The sequence below is a fragment of the Sphingobacterium sp. UBA2480 genome (assembly GCF_002341965.1).
GTDB classification, from domain to species: Bacteria; Bacteroidota; Bacteroidia; order Sphingobacteriales; family Sphingobacteriaceae; genus Sphingobacterium; species Sphingobacterium multivorum.
On sequence record NZ_DDPA01000005.1, the window covers coordinates 176,005 to 189,289 of the forward strand.

A 13,285-nucleotide genomic window follows, 5' to 3' on the forward strand; every position below is an offset into this window, starting at 1 on the left:
CAAATTTCTGAAGCCCAGTAAACTTATTGTATTTTTTTCTTAATTTGCAGGAGCTAATCCCCCCATAGCTGCGCAATCAATTGATAAACGTATCCATTTAAAACATGCAAAATTTTAGATATTATTTTCGGAAGCTCAGCCGTTCGACAGCTCAATGTATTAAAATAGGGTCAACCTTGATTCTGATCTATTTTTTTACGGCTTCTTCTCCCTGCCATGCCCAATCTCTTATGCACCCGAATGCACAGATTAAGTTTGTAAAATCGCAGATCAGCAAAAAATCCGAACCGGTATATACGGCGTACAAGCAATTGATTACGCTGGCCGATTCTCTTTTATTGACCAATCATCATGCTGTCGAAGATTTTAGCGTCCCTGGCTTTTATAGCGATAAAGAAGGCCAACGTGCCATGGCAAAAAAACTCCACACAGACGCTTTTGCCGCCTATTGTACGGCCCTCGCCTATACGTTGAACGGGGAGCAGAAATATGCCCAAAAAGCCCTTTACTTCATGAATGCTTGGGCCACCATCAATAAAAAATATTCCCAGTTTGACGGACCAGTTGTACTTTCTTATGCTGGTGCCGGATTAATGATTGCAGCAGAGCTGCTCAAAAACGATCCGCTCTGGGCAGAAAACGATCTTAATCACTTTAAAAGCTGGACGATCAGCGTCTATCAAAAAGCGACACATTTCTTACGTGAAAGGCCAAATAATATTGCTGATTGGGCAAGGTTTGCAAATTTGCTTTCGGCCAATTTTCTTGATGACCCAAAAGAGCTCGCCTTCACCATATCATTGATTAAAGGCGATCTTTTTGAAAAAATCGCAGCGGATGGTCACCTCATTGAGGAAGTAAAACGAGGAGAAAAAGGTTTATGGTACACCTATTTCTCGTTGGCCCCATTAACAGCCTCCATGTGGTGTATACGTCAGGTGACGGGCGAGAACCTGTTTGCAGCCACGAAGGATGGGAAATCGATCAAAAAGGCCCTAGATTACTTATATTATTACAATCAACATCCTACAGCATGGCCCTGGTTTAAAAATCCTGACGTAGACATTCACAACATGACGGTAGGCGTCTGGCCTTCCAACCTACTTGAAGCCATGAAGGATATTTATCAGACGGCTGAATATGATTCGTATCTCTCGATTTACCGTCCAATTATCTACAAAAAGAATCATTTTGCCTGGACTTTCCCGACATTAATGCCGGTATACTTGAATCAGGCCAATAATATAGAATAGTATAAACCATAAAGCGATCCTTCGTGAAAACGAGGATCGCTTTAATCGTGTAAATTGGGGTTCTATCTCTTAAATCCAGCAATACCGAGCTCTTGAAACTCCAGCTTTTTATTCCCCACGATACGCACCTTGGTTATCGGTCTGTTCGGAAAAAATAAACTGGTCATTACCGTTAGTCCCCCATCTGCAAAAAGCTCCACAGAGCTCACATCAACATACAAGCTGAAAGAGAGTGTTCCGTTATTCAGCAGGCGTTGTGCTGAAGCTATCTTTGGGAATTCCTCGTTAAACGACACTTCCCCGGACTTAGAACGATCAATATAATAGGCATTTTGATCTTCACGATAACCAATAACCAATTCGTCACCAGATTCATTTGATAAGATCACTTTGAAAGACTGTTGCTTCAAATCTTTGAGGTCCAAACGGTACGCTTGCGGGAGATGTTGCCCAAACGAAACTTCCTTCGTCCCGCCGCCATGGTATTTTTTAAGCGGTCGGAATGCAGTTTCAATTTCTTTGGGCGCAGTACTTGCAACGTAGAACGACTGTCCAATTTTATCCAACGATAAAACACGTGGTATGGTTGAGGAGGAGCGCCATTTTGTGGTAGGAACCACATTGGCATATTGCCAGTTGCTCATCCAGCCAATCATCAGGTGCCTATCCCCCAGGTTGCTCCAAGTTACACCGGCATAATTATCGGGTCCCCAATCCAGCCACTTTATTTTGGTATCTTCTGTGTGGAACTGATGTCCATCAAAGTCACCCACAAAATATTGTGTTACGGAACCACCGTTGGGCCCACCTGGATTGATACTGACCAACAAGACCCACTTTGTAACTCCTTTGTAGTCCATGGGAATAAGATCGGGGCATTCCCAGACGCCTCCATGGGCTCCCACCTCTTTACCAAACTCACTTTCCTTCTGCCATGTTTTCAAATCTTTGGAAGAATAGAAAGTAATACAATCTTTTGTAGCTAAGGTCATAATCCAACGTTGGCTATGCGCATGCCACATCACCTTTGGATCCCTGAAATCCCATATGCCAGGGTTTGGTAATACTGGATTGCCTTTATATTTTGTCCAGGTAAGACCCTTATCTAAACTATAAGCCAAACTTTGATTTTGATGCAATCCCGTTTTCCGATCCTCTTCCTGATGATTGTGATGGGTAAAAATGGCGACCATAGCATCTTTCCCAAACCCTGCGGTGTTGTCTTTATCGATCACAGCGCTACCTGAGAAAATAGTTCCCAAACTGTCGGGGTACAATGCGATCTTCTGCTCGTCCCAATGGATCAAATCTTTACTGATCGCATGGCCCCAATGCATTGGTCCCCAAACGGGCTTTTCGGGATTATGCTGAAAAAAAAGATGATAATTACCGTTCAAATAGACCAGCCCATTGGGGTCGTTCATCCAGCCCTGCTGTGGAGTAAAATGGTAAAGTGGGCGATATTTTTCTTCAGCATCCCGTTGTTTTTGCTGTCCCATCTGGGCCAGACTTGTACCGACAATACTTAGCAAGAACATCGTAAGTCCGTATTTTTTTAATCTTATCATTTTTCTTTTGTTTACGTTTATAATCCGATTATTGTTCGCTTCAATAAGCAAATATCTTATAAATTATCAGGAAGATTTTTCAACTTTCAACCCATTCACTGTAACAGTTCCCTGATCCACAAAAATAGTCCATGGATTTTGATCCATTTTATAGATCCGGTTGGTAAAAGCAACACGATCATTCACATACACGACACAGATAGACTTTTCAATACTAATTTTCAGATTAAAAATCCGATTGGTCGGTACGGTGAGTGGTGTAAAATTGAGTGCTGTTTTACTTCCGCCACCATTTCGAGCCTCCTTATTCATAAGCAGGGCCGGCATATTCCAACGATTGGATGAAGTCAGGTCAAAAGCAATGCTATACACTTCGGTCGGATCATCACATGCTCCAAATGAAAAACCAAATTGATTGGATTGCGAAGCATCAATAGTCATTGTCATTTTTACGGTCGACGTATTTCGGTTAAACAGCGCATAGCTTCTTCCCCCTGATTGAGCTGACAAACGATAGGTTTTATTCGACTCAGAAACTTGACCAACGCTGCTCAGTTTTTCAAAGGCGACTTCTTTATTGAATTTGCTGTTTAGGGCCTCCGGAATTTTAGGATACAACTGTCCTGACGTTCCCTGAACCAACTGATGGGAAATTAGATTTCCAGCCCAGGGCAGTTCGTTGTTATTATTGACGGTTTGTCCCGTTGAACACCAACCCGAAAGATAACGTGTTGTACCATCGCTAGCCGTCTTGCCAGCATAGAGATAAAGTCCATCAAAGGTTTCATGATGTCCTTCGGCATCCCGACAGATCATCCAGGGACCATCCGGAGAATCCGCAATACGATAAAATGTCTTGCGATGTTCATCCCGGTTGATCCGCGAAAACAACAGATACCACTTATTGCCCGTTTTAAATAGATCCGGGCATTCCAATAGTTCAGCATCTGTTTCGATGCCATATTTTTCCACTGTCCCTGTCGTCGCAACGAGCGGTTCAATCATCGACCAACTGCTTAAATCGGTTGACTGATAACGTGCAAGGATTCCTTTTCCGTCTTTTCGCGTCGTGACTAGCATCACGTAGGCATTACGGCCTTCATCCCAATAAACGTGCGGATCCCGAAAATTATTTCGATCATAGCCCACCGCAGCCTGCAGTGCCATAGCTGGTTGCTTGGTCCAATTCATTAAATCAGTGGAGGTAGCCAACATGATCTTTTCTGCTGGAGTAAAAACACTGTTATGACCTGTATAGAAACAGTAATACACTGTTCCTTTTTTGATAAAACTTCCTGTTCCGATCCATTCATCCTGACTCCCCACAGCGCCCGACGACAATACTTCGGTATAGCCCTCAAATGTTCCAAAGTCACTTGTTCGCGTGCTATAAATCGGGTGCCTGTTGGCGTTCTCATAGAGATAAAACAAGTAGAACTTTTTATCGCTGGCATTGTAATAAGGCATGGGATCGCCCACAAACCCCTGCTGAGGCCTATAGAATCGTTGATATGGGCCAGTCTCCTGCCCCGAAATACAAGCCGTAGAACTGTCCACAGGTTGTATTGTTATGGGCTTATCTACCACTGTCGAACGCTCGTCGCTATTCTTGCAACTTGTCAACAAGCTGAGCAAGAATACTGTCGGAAGCAAATACATTTTTGGTCTCATGATTTAAATCTTTCTATTAATCCCTTATAATCTATCATCGCTTGTTTTATTTGTATTCGATCATTCTTTAGGTAATGCTTTCAATTCGTCCCAGTACATCCGTTGGGTAGGAAATGCCACGGGCTGTCCATTAGGATGCTCATGCGGCATCACAAGTATATTGTTGATGATAGCCTTTCTTCCAGCAGGAATCTGAAAAACCAACTCTTGCCACTCCCCAACGTGCTCCTTTGCATAATTAGCCCGCAACCAATCTTTTTGCTGTTCACCATCCGATTGAATCTCCAATTGTACATCTCCCGCTACATCCTTCAATATCATAATGGAAAAACGGCCATATTCTGCCGGATTGATAGTCACTTTATTTGCATTCCACAGCGCACCACCATGCCAGCCTTCGCCCGTTTTATTATCCCGGACAAAAGACGCACAGAACGGTGTTGCATTAATTCCCGTAGTTTTCGGGTTGGGATAAGGTGAATCTACGGCGCTCACCCCTAACCCGTCGAAATGTGGAACGCTTGTTTCGCCATTATAAATCATCAGGATCTGTTTGGGTTCCGTGCCCAAAATCGCTGTTACCGTATACTGGAACGTCTGCCCCATATACGCAAGGCTGTATTTTATCGGAGAACTTAAATCCACGGGGCCACTCTGATTGGGCGTTATGCTCGCGCCAGCTGTAAATTCTATCGCAGGTGATAAGTTCTTCAGGTCTGTCCCCAGGGGTAGGTAAATTTTAATGCTTTTATTTTTCTGATCGATGATTCCAGCTTTTTCTCCGATATGGAATGCCGTTATTTCCGCTTTGATTTCTTTGACGGTTACTTGATAGGTGTTGAATAGATTTCCATTAAACACGCGGTAAGTAATTGGTGTTGTTCCAGAAAATGAAAAGTTCTGGGCGATACCTGAAGCTGGAGAAACCTTGGCGTTATTGGGCAATTCAATCGTCGGAGCCACCGCTGAAAGATCTGTGCCTTCAGGAACCATGACAAGAATGGTACCTTTTGCCGGATCTATTTTTCCAGCGGTATTACCGACCTTGAAGGAAAGTACCTCTACATCTGCGTTCAAATTGAGTGTGCTATCGGCATCACGCTTGCAGGCAGCAATAAGCCAGATAAGTAGGATAGTAATCCCTACTTTTATCGTATTTTTTAATGTGTGCATTGGAATAATTGGTTATGCTAATGGTTCAACAATAAATGCTTATTTAATAGCCTGGATTTTGTTTGTACAGATATTTACTTAATCTGATCTGTGCTTCAGGAATCGGCAAGTATTCGTTCCTATCTGCAGTAAAATGTGCCGAAGAATAATAAGATCGACGTGACTTTTCCGCATCATAATAGGCATTCATGGCCTGGTCTGCAATTCCCCAGCGTACCAAATCAAAGAATCTTCCGTTTTCCATCGCAAGCTCCAATCGTCTTTCCCAACGTAACGCCTTCCGGGCATTTTCTTCGTTCCATACAATATTATCTCCATTTTTGTACGTTTCGATCAGGGTTTTATCATTTGCATAGCCCGTAAGTGCAGTGCTATTTTTTGCCCGCGTACGTACTTGGTTTATCAATGGCAGAGCTTCAGCCGAACGATGCAGCTCGATAAGCGCCTCTGCCCGCATCAACAGCACATCGGCAAAGCGCAATACAATTCGATTTTTTGTATTGGCATAGAAAGGTACCATCGGGACAAAGCAATCGCAATCGGGATCTACATTCTCTTTCAATGAGGCGTAAACCGAATATTCTGCCGGGTTACGGTTCCAGCTTTCTTCATACGTTCTTTTGCTACTATACTTGTACGGTAAGCCCGGAATTGCAACCGTATGAAATAACCGTGGATCGTACTTTTCTGAGGTATTAAAGCTATTCAAAGCATTGTAGTTATCCAGTGGTAGACCTTTACCCGTTGTGCGAAACGCGTTGACAAGGCTTTGACTCGGTTTATTGAAATCACAACAGCCTACGCCCATAGGTACTGATAGCACATCAGAAAAATTAACACGCCCAAATTTTGTGCCGTCATCTTTTGAAAACTGAACTGAAAACAGGGCTTCGGTCCCATTTTCATATTTGCCCGGCAAGAAATTAAAAGCAAAGTCGGTTTCCAGCGTATGATTGGATGAAAGTACAACATCCGTATTTTGTACAACCTTTTCCAAATCTCCGGCATCGATGCCCGTCACCACATTACGTTCGGCATTGTCCTGACGGTATCCCTTATAGAGATAGGTTTTGGCAAGATATGCCGCAGCAGCAACACGGTTGGCACGCCCGACCTCCGTTTGTACAGCCGGGAGATGATCTACAGCATACTGAAAATCATCCACAATCTTTTGCCAGAGCGCATCGTTGCTCAAGGCCCTATTCGATACGGTTTCATAGCTGTCTACTGCGACATTTTCATCAATATAAGGTACATATTTGAAAAGGATCTTGAGCATAAAGTAAAAATGACCGCGTAGAAAGCGTGCTTCACCCAGCTTTTCTTCCTTCCCATCGAAATTATCCATCTCCTGTATGGTCTTGATCGTGGTATTGGCACGCGAAATCGCAACGTACAACTGAAACCACAATTTATCCAACTCTGCAAAATTGGTTGTAATGTTATTGGAGACCTCCAGGAAATGAAAGGTCTGGATATCCTGTGGTCCCGATCCGCCTTTATAAGCATCGTCCGACCGAACCGTACCATAGGGCCATAAGCTAAAAGGAACATCATAATGATCGTTACCCAATGCCGCATAGGTAGCTGTCAATAATCGTTCAGGCTCCTTAACCTGATCGGAGCTTAGTACACCATTGGGTGTTTGATCTAAAAATTTGGTGCATCCTGGAAGTAGTCCAGCAAGAACCATGAATATCGCTATTTTAGTGGTTATTTTTTTCATCCGTATAAATTATTTAGAAGTGTATCGCCTTATTTCGCTCCCATTTTAAAATCCAATATTTACCCCAGCTGTCCACGTGGTTGGAATTGGATAACCCCAACCTACATTTTCAGGATCCACACCGGTGAAATTTTTTGATTTAACGGTAAATAGATTCTGACCAGTTACATAAATCCTTAATCGGCTCATACGTAGGTGTGCGGCGGTTGCTGTTGGCAAAGTGTAGCCCAGAGACAAATTCCGGAGCTTCATATAAGATCCATTCTCGATAAAGTAATTTGACAGACGGCCCTCGTCGTTGTTATTTGTTGTTTGTAAGGCCGGGATCGTTGACGTTGGATTTTGTGGTGTCCAGGCATTGAGCAGACGTACACCTTTATTGGAATTGACGTCGTCCACACTCCAGAAGTCCGTTTGCTTTTTCAGCCAGTTTTCAACATCTATTCCCTGTACCCCCTGAAAGTACGCAGATAGGTCAAAGCTTTTATATTTTAGCACAATGTTCAAACTATAAGAAAAATCAGGATGAGGACTACCAATCCAAGTACGGTCCATATCGGTGATCTGCTTGTCCGCATCATAGACGTTGACATAACGTAAACGCCCTATCCCTTTACCGGTCTGATTGACGTGCGCATCCACCTCGTCCTGATTCTGAAAAATGCCATCGGTGACATAGCCATAAAATGACCCTAGCGGCCGGCCGATAATATTGTCTCCTTGACGACCACCATAGGAGTTTTCTACTGCTTCGGGTAAATGTGTCACCTTGTTTTTATAGGTCGAGAACACAGCCATTACATCATAATCCAATCCAAAGGTTGTTTTATTACGATATCCGGCCGATACGTCCAAACCTTTATTTTCCATGGAGGCACCATTCGCCCAACGGTAACCGCCCTCTCCGACCACACCGATATAGGCTGGATTGATCAACATATCTTTGGTTGCTTTAACATACCAGTCAATCGAACCATAGAGACTTTGATTAAACAATGAAAAGTCCAAGCCTATATTCGTCTGCGTGGTAGTTTCCCATTTCAGATCATTATTTTCCGTTTGGATTTTGCGGTATCCCGATGGTAACTTTCCCGTTCCTGCACCCGATAGATCGTATGCTGTACCGTCCACGATATTCCATGTTGGATCAGCAACACCATATTCGGGGACGAACAGGGCATAGGTAGCCAGATTACCAATACCCTGGTTGCCTGTCTGCCCCCATCCCACACGTAACTTGAGGTCAGAAATATAATTTTTTGTACTTGCCATAAAGCGTTCAGAAGAGATCCGCCAGCCTGCCGTTACCGCCGGAAAAGTGGCAAAGCGGTTATTTTTACCGAAGCGGGAAGAGCCATCGTGGCGTACGGTGAAAGAAGCCAGATAACGGTCATCATAGGAATAATTGGCCTTTCCAAAATAGGATAGCAGCGAGAAGCCTGTAGAGCCACCTCCTACTGCCGCTGTACCCGTACTCACACCTGGCCACATATACTCTGGTGTTTCTATGGCAAATGCACCATCACCAGCGGTATAGGCGTTAAAATTAATATCATTCTGACGGTTCATTTCGATACCAGCAAGCACATCTATTGTATGTTTGTCGATTGCCTTCCGATAAGTCGCTGTATTGGACCAAGTCCACTTCATCCCATGAGACTGCTCCATATTAACGCCACTGCGGCTGCTGTTCATAAATCCCGAACGATAGGATACTTCCAGGTTACGTTTGTAAAAATTACTGTAATCCAGGCCATAACTGGTTCGAACATGCAGATCTTTTATCAGCTGTAGATCGGCATAGGCATTCCCAAACAAACGCCAATAATTGTATTTATTATTTCTATTGTCGTAAAGTACACGCATGGGATTATGACGGTCGTTCATTCCTAATGCTGGTCCCCCCCAGCCCATTCCATCTACCGTATGCACGGGGATAATCGGTAAAGCTTTCAACGAAAGGTCAAGTACATCGCCGGGGACCTGCACTTCACCCGTGTTGTTTACTGTAAAATTCTCTCCAACAACCAGTTTTCCATCAAACAGTTTATAGTCAGCATTCATCCGGGCGGATATTCGCTGGAAATCCGTGTAACGGAGTGTGCCATTGTTGTGCAAATAACCTAAGGAGAAAAAGGAGCTGGATTTTTCTGTTCCGGAGCTCAATGTCGCATTGTATGACTGCTGCAGTCCTGGTTTCGAAACTTCCTTAAACCAATCGGTATCTGAAGCATACATGGTGTGCTCACGATCAATATACTTGGAAACAAAAACAGTATTGAGCTGAGGCACGCCATTCGCATCGTTATTCCATTCAAACTGATAACCAATATTGTTTCCATTTGGATTGCCACCGCTGTTGATCGTTGCCTGCCATAGGGCACGACCATATTGTTGTGCGTCGAGCACTTTCATGCGATTATTAAAATGCGTACTGGTGGCGTAGGCGTCTACTGTAAGTTTAGGGGCACCTAGCTTTCCTTTTTTCGTAGTGATGACAATAACACCATTGGCTGCACGCGAGCCATAGATACTCGCCGAAGAAGCGTCCTTTAAAACCTGAATGCTTTCGATATCATTCGAATTGAGTTCGTGCATTCCGCCCTGTGTGGGGGTTCCATCAATGACATACAAGGGATCCTGACTACTATTGATCGAACTGATTCCGCGCATACGCACTGTTGCCGCTCCACTTGGACTACCATCCGAAGTTACAGTCATACCGGCTACCCTTCCTTGCAGGGATTTCATTGGGTTATTTTCTGGAGCCTTCATCATCTCAGCAACATTCACAACACTCACTGCGCCAGTCAAATCCTTCTTCCGTTCGGTTTGATATCCCGTAACGACCACTTCATCCAGCCCTTTTTCGGTGCTCGTAAGCTGAATATCGAGGAACTTTCTTCCGGCAACAGCAATTGTCTGCGTGGCATAGCCGACATAACTTATTTCTAATGTGCCCTGATTGCCCGATGTCTGGAGGACAAATTCTCCCTTTTCATTTGTCTTGGTAGCTATTGTGGTTCCCTTCACCACTAAAGATGCCCCCACTATAGGTGCTGCTGTTCCTCTATCCGTAATTCTTCCCCGGATTTCAGTCTGCTGCGCAAATGCGACAACAGAAAAAAGTGCCAAAGACGGGAGCAGCATTGCTTTCTGTCTTGTAAACATAATTGGTTATGCGTAAATGGTTAATTATTTAGATTGATTATTTTATGATGATAGCGTGTATACTGCTTCTTTAAGAAGCAGTATACTTACTGTTGCTTCTGGCCTCCATTGAAGATCGGATGCAACCATTGGAATCGATTGATGACCTCATCGTTATATTCAGGACAAGCCCCCCGGCTCTGTGTCACAAACCCACTTAAGGTCGCCGCAAATTCCAGTACTTCCTCCAGCTGAACACCCTCCTGCATCTGAAACCTTTTGGTGAGGAAAGCCGCCAAAAACGAATCACCACTTCCGATGGTATCTTCTACCTGAACTTTCAAGGCCGGGAAATGATAACTGATATTATCTTTTTTATAATGATACACGGCTCCATCTGCACCATAGGTTACAATTGCCTCCTGAATTGCAAAACGGGCCATGATCAAGTCTACACGCTGCTGATCGGTATAGGCTTCCGTGGCGCCATTCCAGTCGGAAATAACATGCAGTTCCTCGGCATTCATTTTCACAAAATCAGCGTATGCCAACAACTTATGTATTTTTTCAGGACCAAAATAAGGTGTACGCAGGTTGACATCCATCACCCGAAAGCGGGCTTTTTCAAGCAATAACAGCAAACTTTGGAAGCTTACTTCATCCCGACAGGCTAGACTTCCATATACCAAAAAATCCACCGTTGCAACTGCTTCCAGAACAGCACTATCCACTGCTATTCTGTCCCAAGCTACCGGATAAACGATATCGTAATGCACATCGCGTTTAGCATCGATCGAAACCTCTACGGTTGAGGTAGGCAATAACTCATCGTACTGGAAAAAATCGGTCGGAATGCCCAGATCCTCACATACCTTACGTAGTTCATAACCATTTTCATCACGCCCTATGCGTGTTAGCATACGCGTCGTAACGCCCAGTTTATTGAGGTGATAAGCCACATTCAACGGTGCACCGCCCAATTTTTTACCGGTAGGAAGATTGTCCCAAAGTACCTCTCCAAAACAAATACCCTGTATTGATTTTTCTCCGTTTTTCATATTTCTTCTTTTTTCACAAAGCTTCGGCCGAGCGCCAAAAGCCATGTAACGAATTGATTATTATATTTCCCTTTAAGTTCAATGTTGACAATAGATACACACGACTTGCTATCATAATGTCATTGATTAAATAGCTTTCGATAGGCGCCAGTCGCGCCATGGCTACTCCGACGCCTATTCGTTTAGTCCAGCTAAAGACTAATGTAGATTGATGGTATGCCCAAGGTCTTCCAGTGACTTCCCTTTTGTCTCCGGCATAAACTTAAGCACATAGATAAGCTGTAAAACCATAAATAGGGCAAAGATCAAGAAGGTACCGCCCCCGCCGAGCATTTCCGTCAATGCAGGAAAACAAAAGGTAATAATTGCCGCCATCACCCAGTGTGTCAAGCTGCCGAATGTCTGTCCTTTAGCACGGACATCATTCGGAAAAATTTCCGAAATAAACACCCAAATCACAGCGCCTTGCGAGAATGCGAAAAAGGCAATAAAACTCATCAGATAGATGGTGATCGCAAAACCCGTCGTTTGACTGGTATAAAAAGCATGGGAAACGAGTGCCAAAGAAACAATCAGTCCAATGGAGCCCACCAACATTAATTTTCTTCTACCGACCTTATCGATGAAATTGATCGCCAGCAACGTAAAGATAAAATTGACAACCCCGATCCCAACTGTTGAAAGCAATGAACTCTGTGAGCCCAAGCCGGCCATTTCAAATACACGGGGGGCATAGTAGATAATTGCGTTAATGCCTGAAACCTGATTGAACAGCGCAAAACAAAAGGCCAATAAAATAGGTTTGACATTTTCGCGAACGAAGAGTTTGCCTTCTCCTGCTGTATTGTTTTTGGACTCCTGAATTTTTGAAATCTCCAGCTCGTAACCATCCGAGTTGATTTTTTTCATAATTCGTTTTGCTTCAGCTAAATTACCCCTGTGCAGCAGTAACCATCTTGGACTTTCCGGAATAAGGAAGATCAGACCGAAGAATAATAACGACGGAAAACACTGTACGCCTAACATCCAACGCCAGGACTCTTCCCCTACCTGACCGATAAAGTAATTGGACAGATAGGCAATCAGAATCCCCAATACGACGTTGAACTGGAAAAGTCCGACCAATTTTCCACGCGATGCCGCCGGAGATATTTCCGATATATAGATTGGCGCAGTTACCGAAGAGACGCCAACGCCTATACCACCCAAAAAGCGGAATAAAATAAATATCGTCCAGTCATTCGCCAATGCGCTGCCTATTGCTGAGATAAAGTAAAGAGCTGCAACCGCAAATAAAGTATTCTTACGCCCCAACTTATCTGAAGGCAGTGCGCCCAGCGCTGCTCCAACAACTGTTCCGATCAATGCAATGGCCATGGTCAATCCATGCTGAAACTCACTTAAATGCCAGTGTTCCTGCACGGCCTTTTCTGCTCCTGAAATAACCGCTGTATCAAATCCAAATAAAAATCCGCCTAAAGCCACTACAAAGGACCAAGCTAGTACCGTGTTTTTGTTCATGTTATGATCTATAATTGATTAATCCAAATTTAACCCTGGTTTCATCTTAACTTAAATTTGAGCTTCGCAAAAACATTTATTTATGTAACATTTTTTAAAAAACATTAAAACACTAAAAATCTGAAACTTACACTAGTATTACTTTTTAAAACTTTCACTTTTTAA

8 protein-coding genes are annotated in these 13,285 nt (G+C 43.6%); 1 reads left to right on the forward strand and 7 read right to left on the reverse strand.

Annotated elements, in window-relative coordinates; translation table 11 throughout:
* Window positions 1-104: 104 nt before the first annotated feature.
* Window positions 105-1,253 carry an alginate lyase family protein gene (locus B3600_RS10800; RefSeq protein WP_286752936.1) on the forward strand — a complete coding sequence of 383 codons (1,149 nt, stop codon included), beginning with the start codon at window positions 105-107 and terminating at the stop codon, window positions 1,251-1,253.
* A 62-nt stretch (window positions 1,254-1,315) separates the two neighbouring features.
* Here the strand turns inward: B3600_RS10800 and B3600_RS10805 are convergent, their stop codons facing one another.
* The 7 genes from B3600_RS10805 to B3600_RS10835 all read right to left on the reverse strand — a co-directional run bounded on the left by B3600_RS10805 (window position 1,316) and on the right by B3600_RS10835 (window position 13,120).
* Window positions 1,316-2,821 (reverse strand): glycoside hydrolase family 32 protein, encoded by a 1,506-nt coding sequence (locus tag B3600_RS10805; RefSeq protein ID WP_286752937.1) that lies wholly within the window; start codon window positions 2,819-2,821, stop codon window positions 1,316-1,318.
* A 66-nt stretch (window positions 2,822-2,887) separates the two neighbouring features.
* Window positions 2,888-4,492, reverse strand: coding sequence for a glycoside hydrolase family 32 protein (locus B3600_RS10810; RefSeq protein WP_286752938.1), 1,605 nt, complete (start codon window positions 4,490-4,492; stop codon window positions 2,888-2,890).
* Between the two features lie 60 nt (window positions 4,493-4,552).
* Complete coding sequence (locus B3600_RS10815) at window positions 4,553-5,665, reverse strand: hypothetical protein (protein WP_070567410.1); 1,113 nt, start codon at window positions 5,663-5,665, stop codon at window positions 4,553-4,555.
* Between the two features lie 43 nt (window positions 5,666-5,708).
* Window positions 5,709-7,391 (reverse strand): RagB/SusD family nutrient uptake outer membrane protein, encoded by a 1,683-nt coding sequence (locus B3600_RS10820; RefSeq protein WP_286752939.1) that lies wholly within the window; start codon window positions 7,389-7,391, stop codon window positions 5,709-5,711.
* A 45-nt stretch (window positions 7,392-7,436) separates the two neighbouring features.
* Window positions 7,437-10,562 (reverse strand): SusC/RagA family TonB-linked outer membrane protein, encoded by a 3,126-nt coding sequence (locus B3600_RS10825; RefSeq protein ID WP_286752940.1) that lies wholly within the window; start codon window positions 10,560-10,562, stop codon window positions 7,437-7,439.
* A gap of 86 nt (window positions 10,563-10,648) precedes the next feature.
* Window positions 10,649-11,599, reverse strand: a complete 951-nt coding sequence (locus tag B3600_RS10830) for a carbohydrate kinase family protein (protein WP_159332812.1) — start codon at window positions 11,597-11,599, stop codon at window positions 10,649-10,651.
* 198 nt (window positions 11,600-11,797) lie between these two features.
* Window positions 11,798-13,120 (reverse strand): sugar porter family MFS transporter, encoded by a 1,323-nt coding sequence (locus B3600_RS10835; RefSeq protein ID WP_286752941.1) that lies wholly within the window; start codon window positions 13,118-13,120, stop codon window positions 11,798-11,800.
* Window positions 13,121-13,285 lie beyond the last annotated feature (165 nt).

What these genes read in the sequence shown, in the direction of transcription:
- B3600_RS10800 (WP_286752936.1), top strand. Translation starts at nt 105, where the DNA reads ATGCAAAATTTTAGATATTATTTTCGGAAGCTCAGCCGTTCGACAGCT.
- B3600_RS10805 (WP_286752937.1), bottom strand. Translation starts at nt 2,821, where the DNA reads ATGATAAGATTAAAAAAATACGGACTTACGATGTTCTTGCTAAGTATT.
- B3600_RS10810 (WP_286752938.1), bottom strand. Translation starts at nt 4,492, where the DNA reads ATGAGACCAAAAATGTATTTGCTTCCGACAGTATTCTTGCTCAGCTTG.
- B3600_RS10815 (WP_070567410.1), bottom strand. Translation starts at nt 5,665, where the DNA reads ATGCACACATTAAAAAATACGATAAAAGTAGGGATTACTATCCTACTT.
- B3600_RS10820 (WP_286752939.1), bottom strand. Translation starts at nt 7,391, where the DNA reads ATGAAAAAAATAACCACTAAAATAGCGATATTCATGGTTCTTGCTGGA.
- B3600_RS10825 (WP_286752940.1), bottom strand. Translation starts at nt 10,562, where the DNA reads ATGTTTACAAGACAGAAAGCAATGCTGCTCCCGTCTTTGGCACTTTTT.
- B3600_RS10830 (WP_159332812.1), bottom strand. Translation starts at nt 11,599, where the DNA reads ATGAAAAACGGAGAAAAATCAATACAGGGTATTTGTTTTGGAGAGGTA.
- B3600_RS10835 (WP_286752941.1), bottom strand. Translation starts at nt 13,120, where the DNA reads ATGAACAAAAACACGGTACTAGCTTGGTCCTTTGTAGTGGCTTTAGGC.